This window comes from Chitinophaga sp. 05T412 (assembly GCF_056396465.1).
On the sequence record NZ_JBFTLN010000005.1, the window covers coordinates 209492 to 227814 of the forward strand.

18 protein-coding genes are annotated in these 18323 nt (G+C 40.6%); 1 reads left to right on the forward strand and 17 read right to left on the reverse strand.

The window, feature by feature from the left end:
- Positions 1 to 21 precede the first annotated feature (21 nt).
- The 16 genes from AC1DFM_RS13365 to AC1DFM_RS13440 are packed head-to-tail and all read right to left on the reverse strand — an operon-like array spanning position 22 to position 15677.
- Positions 22 to 765, reverse strand: coding sequence for an SDR family oxidoreductase (locus AC1DFM_RS13365; protein ID WP_477077239.1), 744 nt, complete (start codon positions 763 to 765; stop codon positions 22 to 24).
- Complete coding sequence (locus AC1DFM_RS13370; protein WP_477077240.1) at positions 746 to 1678, reverse strand: Gfo/Idh/MocA family protein; 933 nt, start codon at positions 1676 to 1678, stop codon at positions 746 to 748. Before AC1DFM_RS13370 ends, AC1DFM_RS13365 begins: the two co-directional genes overlap by 20 nt.
- Complete coding sequence (locus AC1DFM_RS13375; RefSeq protein ID WP_477077241.1) at positions 1675 to 2388, reverse strand: acylneuraminate cytidylyltransferase family protein; 714 nt, start codon at positions 2386 to 2388, stop codon at positions 1675 to 1677. The genes AC1DFM_RS13370 and AC1DFM_RS13375 overlap by 4 nt, the downstream gene beginning before the upstream one ends.
- A 1-nt stretch (position 2389) precedes the next feature.
- Positions 2390 to 3433, reverse strand: a complete 1044-nt coding sequence (locus AC1DFM_RS13380) for a nucleotidyltransferase family protein (RefSeq protein ID WP_477077242.1) — start codon at positions 3431 to 3433, stop codon at positions 2390 to 2392.
- Positions 3433 to 4107: a PIG-L deacetylase family protein gene (locus AC1DFM_RS13385; protein ID WP_477077243.1), complete on the reverse strand. Its 675-nt coding sequence runs from the start codon at positions 4105 to 4107 to the stop codon at positions 3433 to 3435. Before AC1DFM_RS13385 ends, AC1DFM_RS13380 begins: the two co-directional genes overlap by 1 nt.
- A 50-nt stretch (positions 4108 to 4157) precedes the next feature.
- Positions 4158 to 5336 (reverse strand): UDP-N-acetylglucosamine 2-epimerase, encoded by a 1179-nt coding sequence (neuC, locus tag AC1DFM_RS13390; protein WP_477077244.1) that lies wholly within the window; start codon positions 5334 to 5336, stop codon positions 4158 to 4160.
- A gap of 8 nt (positions 5337 to 5344) precedes the next feature.
- Positions 5345 to 6283 (reverse strand): GNAT family N-acetyltransferase, encoded by a 939-nt coding sequence (locus tag AC1DFM_RS13395; RefSeq protein WP_477077245.1) that lies wholly within the window; start codon positions 6281 to 6283, stop codon positions 5345 to 5347.
- An 11-nt stretch (positions 6284 to 6294) separates the two neighbouring features.
- A complete protein-coding gene (gene neuB, locus AC1DFM_RS13400; protein ID WP_477077246.1) occupies positions 6295 to 7302 on the reverse strand; it encodes an N-acetylneuraminate synthase in 1008 nt (335 codons plus the stop codon).
- Positions 7303 to 7304: 2 nt separating this feature from the next.
- The gene (locus AC1DFM_RS13405) at positions 7305 to 7940 is read right to left on the reverse strand and encodes an acetyltransferase (protein ID WP_477077247.1); all 636 of its coding nucleotides are present in this window, start codon (positions 7938 to 7940) and stop codon (positions 7305 to 7307) included.
- A gap of 39 nt (positions 7941 to 7979) precedes the next feature.
- Complete coding sequence (locus tag AC1DFM_RS13410; RefSeq protein WP_477077248.1) at positions 7980 to 8978, reverse strand: 3-oxoacyl-ACP synthase III family protein; 999 nt, start codon at positions 8976 to 8978, stop codon at positions 7980 to 7982.
- Between the two features lie 7 nt (positions 8979 to 8985).
- Positions 8986 to 9741, reverse strand: a complete 756-nt coding sequence (locus tag AC1DFM_RS13415) for an SDR family NAD(P)-dependent oxidoreductase (protein WP_477077249.1) — start codon at positions 9739 to 9741, stop codon at positions 8986 to 8988.
- Positions 9742 to 9795: 54 nt separating this feature from the next.
- The gene (locus tag AC1DFM_RS13420) at positions 9796 to 10023 is read right to left on the reverse strand and encodes an acyl carrier protein (protein WP_477077250.1); all 228 of its coding nucleotides are present in this window, start codon (positions 10021 to 10023) and stop codon (positions 9796 to 9798) included.
- A 19-nt stretch (positions 10024 to 10042) separates the two neighbouring features.
- The gene (locus AC1DFM_RS13425; protein WP_477077251.1) at positions 10043 to 11191 is read right to left on the reverse strand and encodes a LegC family aminotransferase; all 1149 of its coding nucleotides are present in this window, start codon (positions 11189 to 11191) and stop codon (positions 10043 to 10045) included.
- Positions 11192 to 11200: 9 nt separating this feature from the next.
- Positions 11201 to 12199 carry an NAD-dependent 4,6-dehydratase LegB gene (locus tag AC1DFM_RS13430; protein WP_477077252.1) on the reverse strand — a complete coding sequence of 333 codons (999 nt, stop codon included), beginning with the start codon at positions 12197 to 12199 and terminating at the stop codon, positions 11201 to 11203.
- 44 nt (positions 12200 to 12243) lie between these two features.
- The gene (locus tag AC1DFM_RS13435; RefSeq protein ID WP_477077253.1) at positions 12244 to 13329 is read right to left on the reverse strand and encodes a hypothetical protein; all 1086 of its coding nucleotides are present in this window, start codon (positions 13327 to 13329) and stop codon (positions 12244 to 12246) included.
- A 41-nt stretch (positions 13330 to 13370) separates the two neighbouring features.
- Complete coding sequence (locus AC1DFM_RS13440) at positions 13371 to 15677, reverse strand: SLBB domain-containing protein (RefSeq protein ID WP_477077254.1); 2307 nt, start codon at positions 15675 to 15677, stop codon at positions 13371 to 13373.
- 689 nt (positions 15678 to 16366) lie between these two features.
- Between AC1DFM_RS13440 and AC1DFM_RS13445 the strand changes: the two genes are divergently transcribed.
- Positions 16367 to 16867 carry an RNA polymerase sigma factor gene (locus tag AC1DFM_RS13445; protein ID WP_477077255.1) on the forward strand — a complete coding sequence of 167 codons (501 nt, stop codon included), beginning with the start codon at positions 16367 to 16369 and terminating at the stop codon, positions 16865 to 16867.
- A gap of 61 nt (positions 16868 to 16928) precedes the next feature.
- Here AC1DFM_RS13445 and AC1DFM_RS13450 read toward each other — a convergent pair whose 3' ends face one another.
- Positions 16929 to 18146, reverse strand: coding sequence for a sterol desaturase family protein (locus tag AC1DFM_RS13450; protein ID WP_477077256.1), 1218 nt, complete (start codon positions 18144 to 18146; stop codon positions 16929 to 16931).
- Between the last annotated feature and the right edge of the window lie 177 nt (positions 18147 to 18323).

Here is an 18323-nt window from a genome sequence, read left to right on the forward strand (position 1 = left end):
TACATTTCCAATTGCTCGTGGTTATATCGCCGTCCAGCCACCGTCTATTACCAGGTTATGTCCTGTAATATATTGKGCTTCATCACTTAAAAGAAATCCGACAGAAGGCGAAATATCTGCCGGTGTACCCAATCTCTTCAATGGTACCTTATGCTCATATTGTTTGATAAAAGGCGCAGGCTGATGATTAAAAATACCTCCGGGAGAAATACAGTTCACACGCACATTGTGTGGACCATAATAAGCCGCCAGGTATCTTGTAAAGTTGATAAGTCCTCCTTTTATGGCTGCATAAGCTGAAGGATTAATAATAGGGGTATCTTCATAAATGGTAAAATCAGGACCTGTTATACCATAAATAGATGCCACATTAATTAAACTTCCGCTTTTTTGCTTCATCATCTGGTTAAGCACAATCTGGCAGCATTTAATATATCCTACCAAATGCCAGTTAACATTTTGCTCAAAAGACTCCATAGACTCTTCGCTGAAAGGCTGCTTTCCCCAGTCTGCAGTACGGGGATAGGCATTGTTCACCCARCCATCTATTACGCCAAACTTGTCAATAATTGCCTGTAACCCTTCCTTTATCGACGCCACATCTGTTATATCCATATACAGATTGTGCTGATCCAAATCGGTGGTAAGCGTTTTATCAACAGCAATAACCACTGCTCCCTGGTTACGCAACCAGGCCACAAAATCGCTACCTAATTGCCCGGTTCCACCTGTAACTGCAATTATCTTATCTTTTATACTGATCATCGCTCAAGCAAATTTTTAATACGTCAAAAGCCGTTTGGATATCATTCATAATATATCCGCTATCATCTTTTATAGCAGATAAGAAATACTTCATTTGTTCTTTATAAGTATGTAGCGGGTCCATTTCTGACGAAAAGACCAGTGTTTTATCCCTCCATACTTTTTGCTGCTGCAGGTCTACCAGTATCGTACTATCTTCCAATACAATCTCACAGGTTCTTCTGGCATCTCTTCTATAATAATTTAACAAAACGCTGGCGGTAAAATCCGGATAACACAACTGATAATTAGCATAGTCAATGGCATCTATCTTTAAAGAAGAATTGCTTCTTAATAATGCCTGTGTATGCAGCGGTTTGCCAAACAACCAGGTAATATAATCGAGTTCATGGATCAGATCCAGGTGTACACCGCCGCCCATTTTATGATTGGCACTGTATACCTGTTTATAATCAACCGATGGTCGCCAATCGGGTAAATACGATCCGGCATAAACATTTACTTCGTTGATCCGGCTGGCATTGTTACTTAATAATTCCTTCAGATATATGATACAAGGATGGAATCTTAAATTACAGGCGATGTATGTTTTTATTCCTTTACTCATAAACTGATCAACCAGTGATTGTCCTCCATCTAATGTGTGGAACAATGGTTTCTCAATAAAAAGTGGAATATTATAAGCCAGTAGTTTTTCCAGGGTAGGATAATGAGAGAAGGTAGGATTTGAAACAATAACAAAATCAAAAGTAACGCCTGCTGCTTCAATAGAAGATACATTGGTCACATTCGCTACCTGGTTGGGAGATTCGCCACTACGCAAAGCGTAGATGCTCGTCGCTTCGTTCAGACTCAACAACGCTTTCACGTGTTTTTCTGCAATAGATCCCAAGCCAATTATCAGCACATTCATAATAAAAAGTCCAATTTATTATTAACAAGCAGATACTCCATAAAATCAAAATCTATTTCATCATCCAGGTCAAAGCAGTGATGAGGTATTTCGTATACCAGTGACCGTGAGGTAACTGCCGTAAGGTTATCCCCTTCAAAGAATCCTCTTTTATAAATATAAAAAGAGGCATTCATATCGTATACTTTAGGAGCGGACTGCCTGGTAACAAAAGCGCCTTTTTTAGCTAATTCAAAATAGCCATCTTTATTTTGTTCCACCATATTAAAATATGGATTTCTCTTAGCAGGGCTAACAGAAAAGATATTAACGGCATTCTGATCAGCTTCCAACATTGCCAGGGCTGTATTGAGGTCGTCTGCTGTTCTGAAAGGAGAAGTAATATCGAGATCTATCAGATAATCAAACCTGCTATTTCTTCTTTCTTCTTCATACTTCATCAGGTCAATAATCACGGGCATTTTTCCGATGGTATCTGTTGCCAGTTCCGCGCTTCTGCGATATTCGGTGGTTAGTCCAAAGTTGGCAGCGGTAGTCACAATATCTTCTGCGTCAGTAGAAAGTGACACGATACAGTCTTTTCCTGCGGCAAATTTCTGCGCCATCTCTATGGTATACGCAATCAGGGGTTTACCGGCAAGTGAGCGTATATTTTTACCGGGTATTCCTTTAGATCCGCCCCTGGCGCATATTGTAATTAATATACTCATTTTAGAACTTAATATGTTTAATATCATTCTGGGCTTTCTCGAAGTCTTCGTGTCGTCCAATATCCAGCCAATAGCCGAGAATAGGATAATGTATTACCTTCTTTTTGTTGGCAATCAGCAGCTCCATGAAATCTGTTGCATTAAAGAATACTTTACCTGGCAGGAATTCCAGCAAGCTCTTTTTAAACAGATAAATACCACCATTTGAGTAATAGCTATAGGTAGGCTTTTCATCGAAAGAAATTACCTGTCCATTATCTATTTCCAATACTGCATAAGGCACTTTCACCTGGTATGGAATACTTGCTACCATCAAATCGGCGCCGCTGTCAATAAAGGACTTATAAAAATCGGCAAAATCTATATTGGTGAGGAGATCTGAGTTCATTAACAGAATATTCTCTGTATTAAATGATTCTATCAGGCTCAATGCACCAAATGTACCTAATGGCTCTCCTTCTTCCACATACTCAATCTTCACATCTTTGGAAGCACCATCGCTAAAGTAAGTTTTGATCTGATCTCCTAAATAACGGATGCTGATGATAATACGGCCAATTCCGTAACCGGCCAGGCGATCAATATTATGTTCAATGATAGGCTTATCTCCGACCTTCAACAAAGGCTTGGGACAAGCCTCGGTTAATGGCATCAGGCGCTCTCCTCTTCCACCGGCCATCAGTACGGTGTCCAGCGGTAGCAATGAGGATTTTAACCTCAAATTAAGTATATCAACAATCCTGTGATCAGCGTCAATGATTGGAATTACCTTAATATTCTTCTTCGCAAATATTTCCAGCTGGTCAATCGAGTAATTGTTTCTATAAATGAAGATAGGATCTGGCTGGATGTAATCCATTATAGGCGTTTCAAACGTCAGTCCTTTAATGAATCCGCGCCTCACATCCCCATCGGTGAGAGACCCTATTAACTTATCACTATCGTCAACTACAAATAATACCGCATCAATGGCCAATAAATTCAATTTATTGAGCGCATCCTTTATGCTGGCTGTCTTTGAAATAAGGTGTTTACGGAATTCCATTAGTCTTTATCAATAAATTTGATCAATTGAAAAGCTTCTGCATACATTACTCCCACACTGGAGCCCCGAAAATGTGCCAGTGCTTTAATATTGTCAAGGCTTCTTGGAAATGGAGGAGCCGCCAATTCTGACTCATAAATTTCCATGATCGCCAGTTTATCTGAGATGAAAGGAGAAATATCAACAAAATAGTTCGGCATAAATACTTTTTCAGGCAGCGCCGGAGCAAACTCTGTCTCTGAAATACATTCGTACATTAATACCCTTTTTATACCCGGGTACCGGAATGATTTAGTACACGCTACCACCGCATCAAAAACTACACGGTGATCACTATGTGCATCGGAGCGGTTCATCACATATACATATTCCGGGTTTATCTGTTTAAAGATATCTGAAACCTGGGGCACCATTTCTATTAATGATCCGGAATGCAGGTGCATAGTAGGATATTCCAGTTGAAATATCTGTTTAACACCCAGTAATTTTCCTACTTTCTCAATTTCAAGCTGCCTGCTTTGAATGCGTTCCTGCGTAAATCCATGTTGCTCAAACAGTTTAGTAACTATCAGCCAGTATATGGTATCTCCATTTTTTGCATGCTTCAACAGTGTACCACCTGCACCTATTACTTCATCATCCGGATGGGCTGATACAACTACAATATTTGCCATAATATAATAGATATTAAACGATGCCCCTGAGGATATCGCTGGTAAAAATGTTAGATCTTGTAAGTAATATTCTTATAAATCAATTTGTCGTCTATCACGATACTCTTCAATACATCGCTGATTTTCTGAGCGCTATCACCAACACCATACGGATTAATGATCTCTTTCACGGATAATCTGTAGGCATCATCAAAAACAGACTTGCGTATAGCATCGGCAATTTCTGTTCTGTTGTAATCTGTGTAGATGACGTTTCCTGCACTAAAGCGTTCTCTTTGACGACTTCCAATATTCACTACCGGTAACCCTATAGAAGGTGCTTCCAATATTCCTGAACTTGAATTACCAATCAGGCAGGAAGCATTTCTCAATAAGTTAATATAATTTACTCTGTCGAGGTTCTTAAACAGATAAAACGTTTCCGGATACTTCTTCGCATAGTTATTAATTGCTTCAATGATAGCAAAATTACCAGCGTCGGAGTTAGGGTAATTAATGAAACATTTCAACCCGAGAAGCAATACGGCTTCCAGTGTTTCAATGATTTGTTCACCTGCAGCAGCGGCTTCTGTAATAATGGGATGTTGTATCATTACAACATATGGTTCGTCATTAATACCAAAGGCTTTCAATGGAACAATTTCATTTACCGGAATTACGGGGCATTGAATAAATTTATCCAATGCGGGATTGCCGGTATTAAAAATCCGGAACTCATCTTCTCCCATCCATCTTAATACCTGTGCATGTTGTTCCAGGAAGGTAAAATGGATATGCGCAAACTTGGAAGTGGCATATCTTACGGAATTGTCGATATTCCCGTCATTGGCCACGTCTCCGCCTGCCAGATGTGCTACGGGGATGCTTAAATAGGCGCCGGTCATCGATACAGAGATGGCCTCTTCCCGGTCGCCAACCACTACAATGATATCTGGTTGTTCTCTTGCAAAAGCGTGTGCAAGGCCAGTTACCTGCGTGCCTATACCCACAACTCTTCCAATCTTATCCTCTGTACTTACCAGGTTATAGATCCGGTCTGCAATAACATAGCCGTCGTTCTCGATATTCTTCACTGTTTTGCCAAACATTTCAGAAAGATGAGCGCCGGTTACAATTAGCTTCAACTCAATATCCTCACTCTTATTCAGGAGCTCCAGCACTGGCTGCATGATATCGTATTCCGATCTTGCCCCGGTGACGAATAATATTTTACGCTTTTTTATCTGCATGCTATCAATTAATATACGTCTGAATCACCCAGCTGTAACCACCAGTTCCCTTCATTTTCCACGTCAGCGGAAACAAAAGGAAGAATGCCGAAATAGGTTACAGGCAGACTATTACTAAATCCAAATTTCTCAAAAGACAGATGTCTGCCGTCTTTTAATGGTATCCAGATATTATACTTTTCAAACTCTTCTACCGGGAAAGTGGCTGCAATATGTTGCAGTACGGTTTTAGTCATCCGCTCACTATCTTCCACACACCATTCTATGATGTCCAGTTGCTTTTTACTTCCGGAAAGCGTAAACTCTTTCAATACCACAAATCCATCTGCTCCTCCGTTTATTTCCAAAATGGAATATTTGTTAGAAGGATTATCCACATATCTCCAGTTGAGATACTGTTCATGCTTCCTAACTTTTACGCGATAGTTGCTGAACAGGGTGGCATGCGCTTTTTCATGCGTTGCGGTAAAGCGTTCCACGGGCGTCAGTGAAGGAGATGCTTTGGGGGAAATATCTCCCACCGCAGCCGTCATCATTGGTATTACTGTAATATCTTTCCAGCCGAGGTTTTTAATAAATCCTCTGTGAGAATTATTATTAGGAAAACCCCATACAGCTTCCATTTGATGGACTTCGTTCAATTCTTTATATAATGACTCGGCCAGCTGTTGAAATACGCCTAAACCTGTAAAATCCGGATGAGTCATAGTAGTCATAGAAAGTCCGGAGGTCCGGTTTGCACCATTTACATCCAGGCTTACAGGAGAAACCGCATAATGCCCAACCAGTTGCTGTTCATTCCACATCAGCTTAATAGCATACTGGTTGCAGGGATTATCTCTAAACCGCCAGTTCCAGTAGTCCATGGACATAGGCTTTCCAAAAACGGTTTCAAATAACTTCACTATTTCAATCTCATCTCCGGGCTTATAATTACGAATTTCCATATCTGGTTTGTTTATAGTGAGATTAATTCGTCTTCTTCAAAATCCTTTATGGCCACTTTGCCTATCACATCATCCCACTTCATGGGATTAATACCGGTACCGGGTCGTTTTACAGTCAGATTTTGCAGGGAGAAAACATCTCCTTTTTTAATATTTGCCGCAGCCACTATACTTTTTCTGGCCACCAATTTATTCTTCTCTTCAATAGCGGTAGGTACTTTAACACCTGTACCCAATGCTTTCTCCACGTTTCTAATGGCGGCCACCATTTGTTTCAGTTCAACAGGATCAAGGGAGGCTGCATGATCAGGTCCTTCCATTGTTTTGTCGAGTGTAAAATGTTTTTCTATCAATGTGGCGCCCAAAGCTACGGCAGCAACGGGAACTTCTATACCAAGCGTATGATCGGAATAGCCAACAGGAATCTCAAACGCATCCTTCATCTGCAACATTGCTTTCAGGTTCACATCTTCAATCGGAGCCGGGTACTCGCTGGTGCAATGTAATACGGTAATGTCCTGTTTGGTTTTCCCTTCTGTATACAAAATATTTAAAGCAGCCTGTACTTCTTCAATAGTAGCCATTCCCGTGGATAGAATCAGCTTATCGAAATGGTGCGCCATTTTCCTGAGATACAGCAGATTGGTGATTTCTCCCGAAGGGATTTTTCCCAGGCGGATATTCATTTCACTCAATAAATCAATGCTATCCAGGTCAAAAGGGGTAGATAAAAATGTAATCTTTTTTTCTTTGGCGTAAGCAATGAGTATCTTATGTGCATCATGGTCCAGTTCCAGCTTTTTCAACATGCTTAACTGATCCATGTTTTCTGTATCTGTATTTTTCAGCTGATAATCAGCTTTACGGGCATGTTTGCTGGCAATATTTTCGGCCTTAAAAGTCTGAAACTTCACGTAGTCAACACCAGCATCGGCTGCGGCATCTATCAGTGCTTTCGCCAGTTCAATGCTGCCATTGTGATTAACACCGGCTTCTGCTATTATAATCGTTTTATTCATACTCAAGCAATTTTTGTAAAGGGCACACCTACATAAGTGCCTGGTTCTTTAATACTTTTATGGATCAGCGTACCAGCGCCAATCCTGACATCATCTGCAATAGATACTCCATGACTGATAATAGCGCCACTCCCGATGAAAACTTCACTTCCAATCTTAGCGTCTCCATTTATCAATACACCTGTTGAAATATGACAATTGTTGCCCACAACGGCATCATGTTMTATTACTGCTTTTGTATTAATGATGCAGTTATTCCCTACCATAGCCCCTGCATTAATGATCGCATGATGCATGATAATGCTTCCTTCTTTTACAGTAGCATATTTTGAAACATGTGCAAAAGGCGAAATCACCGTTGCCATATTTGCATGCAATGATTGCAGCAATTGCCAGGTATTTAGCCGTAGCTTTACTGACTTAATTTGTCCGATAGTCACCAGGAAATGGTATCCCTTTTTTACAAGTGCGGGGATATCATCATCTGTTCCTGTTACTTCGTAGTTCAATATTTTTGAATGTAGTTTCTCTGCAACATCAATAATGCCTGCCACTGTATAAGCGCCTTCCTCTTCAATTACATCGATACAGGATTTTGCATGTCCTCCACCGCCTATTAAAATTAATGGTTTGCTCATGTTGCTGTTTTTACCACAGAAAAAGCGCAGTATTGCTTACTAATATTGGATTATGCCTGCACTCCATGAATATCCCACACCAAAACCGGCAATTAGTACTTTCATACCTGCCTTTATTTTTTGTTGAAGACCTGCCTGATTGAGGGCAATGGGAATAGTAGATGACACGGTATTGCCACAATCTGATAAGCTTACAAAAAATTTCTCTTCCGGAATTCCCAGCTTCATTCGCAGGTGATCGAGCATATATTTATTTGCCTGATGAAATACAAACAAATCTATTTCATCCTGTGCCAGATTATTTTTCCTTAGTACCTGTTCTATCATAGCAGGTACTGATTTAAGGGTAAATGTAAATATTTCGGCACCGTTCATAAATAATGTGTTGGGAGATAACCCGTTTGAACTGGCGGCTACATCATCATCAGATAAATCCGGGTAGCGCATGCCGCGGCCCTTCACTATCAGATTTTCAGCTCCACTACCATCTGTGCCAAAAGTAAAGCTTTTCAAAGCGCCACCTGTTCCATCTTTTCTGATAAAACTAGCGCTGGCAGCATCACCAAAAATTGTTCTTACACTTTTATCGTTATCGTGAATATGCTTACTATAGGTTTCTGATGTAATGAGCAGTACATTATCTACATCTCCGGTGGCGATCAGCCCTTTTGCCAGGCTTAACCCATAAACATATCCTGAACAACCCAGGTTAAAATCCATGGCGCCGGCAGTAACCGGGATGCCTAGTTTGTGTTGTACGATACAGGCGGTGGTAGGTAAAAAATAATCGGGGCTTTGTGTGCATAGTAACACAAACTGTATAGAAGATGGTGATATACCATGTTCTTCAAACAACTTATTCGCGGCTTTAATGGCCATGTCAGAAGCAAATTCGTCTTTCGCTGCAATTCGCCGTTCTATTACCCCTGTTTTAGCGGCAATTTTATTCACCGACCAATCAGGGAATATACTATTAAGCGCTTCATTTGTCAGCGTTTGCTCCGGTAAATAATACGATATGGCATCAAGTGTGATCATGTATTGCTTATATAATAGTTAGCCCCCCATCCACTACAACAGTTGTTCCAGTTATCCATTTACTTGCATCTGATAACAGAAAAATAGCGGCATTAGCTACATCTTCGGGCTCTCCATAGTCGCCCAAAGGGTATTTCAATTTATCTTCGCGGACGCTTTCTTCAGATACCTGCTGCATCATTTCATGATACATTTCTGTTTTTATCATGCCGGGGGCAATGGTGTTAAACCTGATTTTCTTGTTGGCATACTCCAAAGCCATCACTTTACTAATACTGTTAAGAGCGCTTTTAGCACCGGCATAGGCAGCAAATCCTTTTACTACAGTAGCTACACCATTTACAGAAGTGATGAAAACGATAGAGGCACGGGGTTCAACTTTTTTCTTATTTAATAAGAGTCGCGTTAAATTAACGGGAGCCAGGTAGTTGATTTCGGTGATTTGTTTTAATTGTTCGGCATCCAATATCTTTAGAGGCGCCAGTTTCAGAATCCCTGCCGAATGTATAACGCCATGTACGGCAGGAATCTCTTCTACTATTTTTCCGAGTGCAGCTTCGTCCGTGATGTCTGCGGGTATAACAAGGTGGTTTTCTCCCTTCAGCAGCTTACAGGTATCGGCCAGTTTCGCAGCATTTCTGGCCACTAAAATCAGTCTCGCTCCCATGGATGCAGCGGAGATCGCTATCTGTTTACCGATCCCGGAAGAAGCTCCGACAACAAGTATAACTTTTTCTTTAAGACTAAATGGGGACTCCAGCATCACTCAATAATTATTATACTTCAAAAGCTTATATATGATTGCGTATATAGGCGATTATTTATTTACAACAGTATTATACAGCTGTTCAACAGTTTTTGCATTTATAATATCATTACCGCTAATCTGTTTGTTGTATTCTCTGTCAACCATAGCAATAATGACGAGGCTGGTCATTGAATCCCACTCTTCCAGTTCCCGGAAGCTGGTCTGTCCGGTAATAGTGCCTGGTTCTACGTCTTCCAGTTGTGCCTCAAATTTTGTAATGAATGATTGTAATTCCATCTTATTAATATTTTATACTTTACGACCTAACGCTACTTGGCAGATTGATAACACGCTGCTCAAGCCAGGAAGCATTTGTAAGATCCGTTGACTGACAGGATGCATACATCTGCAATTTATTCATCAATGTCCAGATAGGCCTGGTCATTACCTTTTGTTCGTTTGTTTCTTTCAGAAACTGCTGTTGTGTAGCGGCATCTGGCAATACAATGGTATTGAGCCAGTAGTTTGCTTTTGTATTTTCTATTTCTCTGACAAACCGGATATCAGAAGATGCAAAAAAGCCAGCGTATAAATCTGCCAACTCTCTTTTGTTTGCCAGCATTTCATCTAATTGCTCTAATTGTGCGCAAGCCATAGCAGCATTCAGATTGGGCATCCTGTAATTATAGCCTACTTCATCATGCATAAACTCCCACGCATGAGGAATTTTAGCGGTAGTAGAAAGATGTTTTGCATGTCGCGCAATGGCTTCATCATTGGTAACAATAGCTCCTMCTGCTCCGCAGGTAACGGTTTTATTTCCGTTGAAACTAAAAGTCCCCAGCAATCCGATTGTTCCGGTATGTTTACCATGATAGTAACTACCCAACGATTCTGCGGCATCTTCCACCAATGTAACATGGTATTTTTCACAGATGGCAGCGATTTCCGCTATACGAAGTGGAAATCCAAACGTGTGCATGGGTAAACAGGCGGCGATCCTTTTGCCGGAAGTTTTATTAATGCATTCACCTTTGTCGTTTATAGTGGAATTTTCATGTAGAAATTGTTCGAGGCTGGCTGGAGACATTCCTAATGTATCCTTATCTACATCCACAAACACCGGAATTCCACCAGCATGTACTATTGCATTAGCTGTGGCTACAAAGGTGAGTGGTTGAGTAATTACTTCATCACCATATTTAACGCCTGCCAGCACCAAAGCAAGATGCAGTGCAGTAGTACCGTTAACCGTTGCAATGGCATATTTGGCGCCTGTTATTTCTGCCATCATACGCTCAAACTGCGTAACATAGGCACCTACAGAAGAAACAAATGTAGAGTCGATGGTATCCAGTACATATTTTCTCTCATTGCCGGAAAAACGTGGAGCATGTAGCGGTATAAAATCCTCTTGTTGGCCGAAGACTGTTCTGATGAAATTTATAGTAGACCTAACATCCATAGCACCTCTTTAAATGTTGTATATATTCGCCTTGTAACTACGAAGGTTTTCTGGTTGAGAAAACCATTCGATTGTTTCACGTAAACCTTCCTCTAATGAGTATTGTTGCTTCCAGGCAGTATGTTTGCTAATCTTTTCTTTTGAGCCATACAAGCGGAATACTTCGCTTTTCTCTGGTCTCAGCCTGTTATCATCCTGCACAATTTTGGCGGCGGGATTGAGTAATTTGATCAGATTAGCTGCAAGATCACCCACACTCACTTCTGATTGTGTGGCAATGTTACAATCCTGTCCAATCAGTGAATCGGCCTTAGCAATTTCCACGAAACCATTAACCGTATCTTTTACATACAAAAGATCTCTGGTGGGAGTAAGATCGCCGAGGCTAATTTCAGTTTTACCATTCAGCAACTGCGAAATAATAGTTGGTATAACCGCTCTGGCAGATTGTCTTGGTCCGAATGTATTGAAAGGTCTTACAATGGTTACCGGCAAATTGAAACTGCGGTAGAAAGATTCCGCAATACAGTCGGCCCCAATCTTTGAAGCAGAGTACGGTGATTGAGGTTGTCTTGGGTGTTTTTCATCAATCGGAATATACTGGGCGGTGCCATATACTTCCGATGTTGATGTTACCAGCACGCGCTCAATATTAAGATCTTTAGCGGCCTGAATAATATTCAGGGTGCCTTTGATGTTTGTATCGATATATGAATCAGGGGAGTGATAGCTAAATGGAATAGCGATCAATGCAGCCAGGTGAAATACCACATCAATATCCTGCATTGCCGTCCGGACACCATTTGGGTCCCGGATGTCTCCTGAAAATATTTCCAGTTGTGATATGATTTCCTGTGGCAACGTATCCAGCCAGCCCCAGCTATTAAAAGAATTATAATATACAAAAGCTTTTACTTTACAGCCTTCCTGTAATAAGCGTTCTGTCAGATGACTTCCAATAAAACCATCTGCACCTGTTATTAAAACTCTTTTATTCTTCAATTCCATAATTATACACTAATTAATTTCTACTTTGAATTTACAGTTGGTGATCAGGCTAAAATATCTTTCAGGGCCTTTTTGATAATAAGGAAAATCACAATAAGGAATCCACCAGCAAGTCCACCGATGATGATTCCTTTAGCTTTCCGAAGTTTATCTATTTTCAATGGCAGTATCGGAGAGTCTATGACTTGTATGATAGGCGTTTCCTGGGCCATCGTTATTTTCCCTAACTCAAGATTTTTCACCACTTCCGCATACATCGTTTCCAGTACCATTTTATCTCTGGAAGCTACCTGGATATCAACACTTGCTACCTGTTTAGCAGGATTCATATTAATATCCTGTGCCAATGCAGTAGTATAAGTTTTGTGATTCAGCATTCTCTCTAACGAATCTGCTTCCGCCTGCAAACGTGCTACGTTTGTTTTTGATCGTTGTGTTTTGGTATCGATATAAAAACCGGATGCTTCATCCATCAGGTTTTCCACCAAAGCTTTAGCAAAACGCTCGTCTTTAGATGTACACTTTACCAGGATAAAATTCAGCTTCTTATCTACCTTCTCTACATTTAAGAGGTTTTTCAAAACTGATTCCTGCAGCGTTTGCAGAATACTATCCTGCATTAGTGAGAAATTCTTCCTATCACAGTCGTTCGGATAATGGATATCTTTTAAGTCAGGCCTATTCTCCCAGGTCTGTCTTAATTCATTAAAGTCAATAAATCTTTCTGCCAGCGTTTGTTTCTTGCCATTAAATGTTTCACTGGACAACAAAGCCTTTTCAACCATCAGTCGTGACTTAAGAAAGGTCATAATATTATCCCCCTGGAAAGCGCCATTGCTGCCAGAACCACCAAGGTCAATTCCAAACTGACTGGCAATACCAGCGTAAGCACCCAGTGAACTGCTATTACTATCTTCTACTACAAAGGTGAGCTCAGCTACATACTTGGTTTTCAAAATAAAAGCTGCAGCCAGACCAACACCTCCTCCCAGAAGACCAAACAGTAGTATTATTAACCAGTTCCGCAGCAGATACTTCCACCAAATACCTAGTTTTACAATAAGCTCTCTGATGGAAATCTCATCATCTTTATTATCGTTGTTAGTAGTATTTATACTTGAAATTCCCATTTGGTTGTGTTTAACTGCGAATGCTATTATTTGTCACTTAATTATTTAACTCTCGTAAGGATAGTGACAAGTATTAATGCAATGGAAGCAATACCACTGCTAAGTCCAATTACTTCCTGTCCAGACAACCCTTTCTTCTCTCTTTTTGAAGGCACGTACACTTCTGCTCCAGGTTTTAATTTGGGGTATCTGTTAAAGAAAAAGACTTTCCTTGTGCTCTTGATTTCTCCATTAGGATATACCACATAACTTCTTCTTTTCAGCGCAGAAGAGGTAAAACCACCGGCCCCTCTTATGTAATCTCTAAAGGTATACGCCTTATCAAATCTGATTTTCTTGGTAAAGTATACTTCACCGAAAACCTGTACAGTTTGCAGTTTCTTAGGAATCTTCAACACATCGCCTTCTTCCAGTAAAATATCATATTTGGAACCTGGCTTCTTCAAAATATCATCCAGGTTAATACCCAGCAACTGATATTTGCGCTCCATCATATTTTTAACAGTGGCAATACTACTGCTATCTTCCAGTTTACTGTAAAACAATGCCAGCTTATTATTTAAAAGTGCACTGTCTGAATGGCTAACATAGGTTTTACGCAACAATACGGCACCTTCAGGGAAGGCTTCCTCTCTCAGTCCGCCGGACCTTGCTACAACATCAGATATACGTTCTTTTTTATTAATAATAGCATACTGTCCGGGATATATCACCTGTCCTTCTAGGGTGATATTCGCCTGCTCATTATAGACAGGGGACTTACGGATAATAATCTCATCAAAGGGTTCCAGCATCACCTGCTCTCCGGCAACACGAGACAGGTCAGCAGTGATATCAAATTGTTTGATGATCGATTTTGAACTGTCTTTGCTATTGTAGTCGCCTCTTCTTATTCTTCTTGATACTTCCACGTGCTTTAATGAAGCAGCGTCACTCAATCCTCCTGCTAATAAAATCAGGTCTTCCAGTCGCATACTATCAGCATAAGGGAATGTTCCTGGTTTGTTTACCTCTCCACCAATAAAAACTGACAATGTTTGTTTGAGATCAAATTTTGAGAAGATCACCACACTATCTTCTTTTTCGGCAGGGATGACTGTTTTACCGCTGATTACATCCTGCACGTTAAAGCTGATGATAGCCGGTGTAAAATCATTCTGTAGCCGGCGAATAATACCGCGACTCAGAGACGCTTCTTCTCTTACGCCATCTGCCTTTTTAATCAGATCGCCGATGGTCATTTTAGGTTCCAGTCCATAATTTCCGGGGTGGAATACAGCGCCAGCAATAGTAACACGATTACTAAAGCGATTCAGGATAGAATCGACAAAAAACTGATCTCCGGATTTCAATTTAAAGGAAGCAATCTGATCTGCTTTCACGTTGATCACTTCTCTTTCCTTATTATTGATGYGATAGCCAGTAATATTTTCTTTGAAAGAACCGTCGGTGTAGCCGCCGGCATAGTCCAGCATATTTTGCAGGGTCTCATTATCTCTTGCCTCAAATATTGCCGGATGTTTCACTTCTCCAATGAGTTCTACTCTTGTTTTATATGGGTTTACCTTTACGATATCCTGATCCTGAAGAATAATGTTATTGGAAAGGTCTCCCCTGGTGAGAAAGTCATAAAGGTCGAACGTGGTAATTGACTGACCATTGCGGATTACCTGTATACTACGGAAGGAACCATTATCATTTGGTCCACCGGAAACATACAATGCATTTGCAACAGACGCCAGTGAAGGCAGGGTGTAGGTTCCTGGCCGAACAATTTCACCAATCATCAGCACGCGGATGCTCCGGATATTTCCCAGTGAAATTTGCACAAAGGTTTTACCGCTGGATATCGTAGAGTAAATAGTAGACAATTGTTTGGTAATTCTCACTCTCGCCTCCTCCATGGTTAAACCATTTACGTACACTGGTCCAAGGTTAGGAATGCGGATATATCCTTCTGCAGTTACTGTTTGGGTAAACTGTACTTCAGAATAACCATAGATATCAATCATCAGCTGGTCATTCGCTGCCAGCTTATAATTAGCAGGAGTGGGTATTCTTAAATTAGGCTCAAAAGTAAGGTTCTTATTACTGAAGAGGTCTGCTCCGAAAATCTTTTTCCTTTTAACATCAGTGGGGTCGGTTCTTTGTCTGAAAAGGTCAACGTTACTGGTATCTGAGTCATTAAACGATCTCCCGGAGTACTGATTATCCTGTTGAAAGGTCTCGGAACTCTTCTTTTTATCCAATCCTTTATCCAGGCCCAGCATAGTAATCCTGGCTTTCAGCTTTTCGGCCTCGGCAGGTGGTACTCCTTTCTGCGCAGCATAACCATCTATATCAGACATGGACAGATTGTTTGCCTTCATTTCAGCAACAATTGTTCGTATCTGAGCATCTGATAAGTTGTCTATATTAACCTGCGCTGGAGACGGAACCTGTGCCATTACACACAACCCAAAAAACAGGAACAGTTGGACCAACAGTAATTTTCTTAACATGTATAATAGGATCTAAACTTTCTCGAATATCTTTTTTGGAAACAATCTTATCTGGCTGCCGCCAAATAAGGTGCAAATCTATAAAAAATAACATATAAATGTTAGATTCATCAGAATTCTAACACTTTTGGGAAGAAATCACTATGAACTGTCGGCAGATCGTTTAAACATGTTTTCGGGAGATATGGTTCCCGCTCTGCAAATATGCATCCAAATATTGAACCGGTCCTAATTTTAAGATAATTATAATATGTGTTTTTCCGTAATACAACAAATCCTCATTATTAAAATCCTTTTCCCGTTCTTATACGTTTATTTATTAGAGAGTCGTCTGTGAATTACCTGTTTTGAAAAATTACTATCGTTACTTAAACTACCACCGTTTTCATCGATCTAAATACCGGCCTTGGATCAATCGCTTGAGAATCAATTAAATAACTAAAAAAAGTCATGTTTTAACCGCCCCTTGGCACCTATTTGAATACACTTTTCACCCCTTTTTTTGTTTAAATTAGTTAAGGCAAAAATTAAACATTATGTCGTCTGTTGAATTTAACACCTTGCTTATTGGAAATGCTGATTTCCTGAAACCCTTTGCTTTTACCCTCACCAAAGACGCTGAACAGGCAAAAGACCTTTATCAGGAAACCCTTTTCAGAGCCCTGTCTAACCAGGAAAAATACCTGGAAGGCACCAACATCCGCGCCTGGCTATTCACCATTATGCGGAATATATTCATCAATCACTACCGTAAAAAACTGAAACATCGCATGGTAGCGGAACCCAGCGCGAGCGACTTCTTTATTAATTACCAGCAAAACACGGTTACCAACAAAGCGGCTTCTAATCTGCAAATGAAAGATATCCACGTGGCCGTGTATCATCTGCCCAATATCTTCAAAAAGCCGTTTATGCTTTATTGCGAAGGCTATAAATATTTCGAGATTGCAAACATTCTACAGGAACCCCTGGGAACCATCAAAAGCAGGATACATTTCGCCAGAAAAATACTTAAATCGCAAGTACCACGACAGTAACAGCACTAACATGAAAATACCATCCAGCCCGAAAGCAAGCTTTCAGGCCGGACCATCATCGTTATGAGCGGTAATAACCATATACCAGCCGTAAATAATGCTCTTTCAGGTGAGACTGGAAATAAAAAGCAGTAACCATAATGATAGCGGCAACGCAAAGGAATGCCGGATGCGGCCATACATAGTAACCAGCCAGGCTCAATACCAGGTACCTGGCATATTCCAGATAGAAAACCCATTTCCTTTGCTCCATAATAGCACCACAGTTGATCRGYGTAAGCAATATCAACAAGGCTACACATACCTGGATGAATACCGGTACATAATGCTCCAGTAACAGGAAAGAAAATAACAATATCAGCGTGACAACAACTTGCCACACCACATAATTAAACAACTTAGGCGTTTCCGTTACCTGACGGCTACGCGCCAGATATCTATCTTCCAACACCTGCCGCGCACCCGGATCTACATTATCCGGCTTACCGAAAATAATCCGCCATTTGTTGCGCCATCCTTTGGCACGACGGGCAGAATACAGCATTTCCAATATAAAATGGAAATGTTGCCATAGAAAACTATTGCTCTCCAATGGCTTGGTTAAACCATACACCGGTTCCTCTTCTTCCTTGACAAATGTGCCGAATAATTTATCCCAGATAATAAATACATCTCCATAATTTTTATCCAGGTATTGCGGATTACTGGCATGATGTACCCGATGATGGGAAGGCGTTACCAGGATATATTCCAGGATACCTAACTTCCCAATAGTACGGGTATGAATAAAAAACGGATACAGCCCATGTACCAGCAACATACTGGTAATCATCGCGGGCGGAAATCCGATCACTGGCAATATAGCCCAGAAACCAGTACGTATAAACGCCTGAAATACCGTGATACGTGCAGATACCGTATAATTAAACTCCTCACTCTGATGATGTACCACATGCGCACACCAAAACACCGTCACCTCATGCGCCAACCGATGATACCAATACCAGATAAAATCCGTGCAAATCAATAACGCCACCCATAACAGCACGCTGGATTTAATGTCAAACATGGCATAGTGACGATACAAGTAATCATATAAAAAATAAAACAGCCCAACCGTAAACGTATCCAGTAACCGTTCAGCAATACCTACACTCAGGTTAGTAATCGAATCATTAAACTTGAAATAGTTCTTCCCCTTCCTGCGGGATATCAGGTATTCTAACCCAATAAACGTCAGGAAAAACGGGACTGCCAATGCCAGGTAGTTTAAATGCACTTGATAAAATTTTAAATTCGGAAATCCTCGATTGTTAAACATAGGCGTATACACGGTGCCAGCCCGCGTATAGGTTTCATAAATCAGTTCTGGTGGTGGTAAACGGATACAATGATAAGTAATAAAAACCAATTATCCTACTATTTTAGTAGACTAAAATGAAAGAACAAACGAAAA

Bases quoted from the DNA above. Each gene is read 5' to 3' on its own strand.
- AC1DFM_RS13420 (WP_477077250.1), bottom strand. From the start codon at position 10,023: ATGGAATTACAATCATTCATTACAAAATTTGAGGCACAACTGGAAGAC.
- AC1DFM_RS13430 (WP_477077252.1), bottom strand. From the start codon at position 12,199: ATGGAATTGAAGAATAAAAGAGTTTTAATAACAGGTGCAGATGGTTTT.
- AC1DFM_RS13395 (WP_477077245.1), bottom strand. From the start codon at position 6,283: ATGGAAATTCGTAATTATAAGCCCGGAGATGAGATTGAAATAGTGAAG.
- AC1DFM_RS13385 (WP_477077243.1), bottom strand. From the start codon at position 4,107: ATGGCAAATATTGTAGTTGTATCAGCCCATCCGGATGATGAAGTAATA.
- AC1DFM_RS13415 (WP_477077249.1), bottom strand. From the start codon at position 9,741: ATGCTGGAGTCCCCATTTAGTCTTAAAGAAAAAGTTATACTTGTTGTC.
- AC1DFM_RS13380 (WP_477077242.1), bottom strand. From the start codon at position 3,433: ATGGAATTCCGTAAACACCTTATTTCAAAGACAGCCAGCATAAAGGAT.
- AC1DFM_RS13410 (WP_477077248.1), bottom strand. From the start codon at position 8,978: ATGATCACACTTGATGCCATATCGTATTATTTACCGGAGCAAACGCTG.
- neuB (WP_477077246.1), bottom strand. From the start codon at position 7,302: ATGAATAAAACGATTATAATAGCAGAAGCCGGTGTTAATCACAATGGC.
- AC1DFM_RS13375 (WP_477077241.1), bottom strand. From the start codon at position 2,388: ATGAGTATATTAATTACAATATGCGCCAGGGGCGGATCTAAAGGAATA.
- AC1DFM_RS13435 (WP_477077253.1), bottom strand. From the start codon at position 13,329: ATGGGAATTTCAAGTATAAATACTACTAACAACGATAATAAAGATGAT.
- AC1DFM_RS13445 (WP_477077255.1), top strand. From the start codon at position 16,367: ATGTCGTCTGTTGAATTTAACACCTTGCTTATTGGAAATGCTGATTTC.
- neuC (WP_477077244.1), bottom strand. From the start codon at position 5,336: ATGCAGATAAAAAAGCGTAAAATATTATTCGTCACCGGGGCAAGATCG.
- AC1DFM_RS13370 (WP_477077240.1), bottom strand. From the start codon at position 1,678: ATGAATGTGCTGATAATTGGCTTGGGATCTATTGCAGAAAAACACGTG.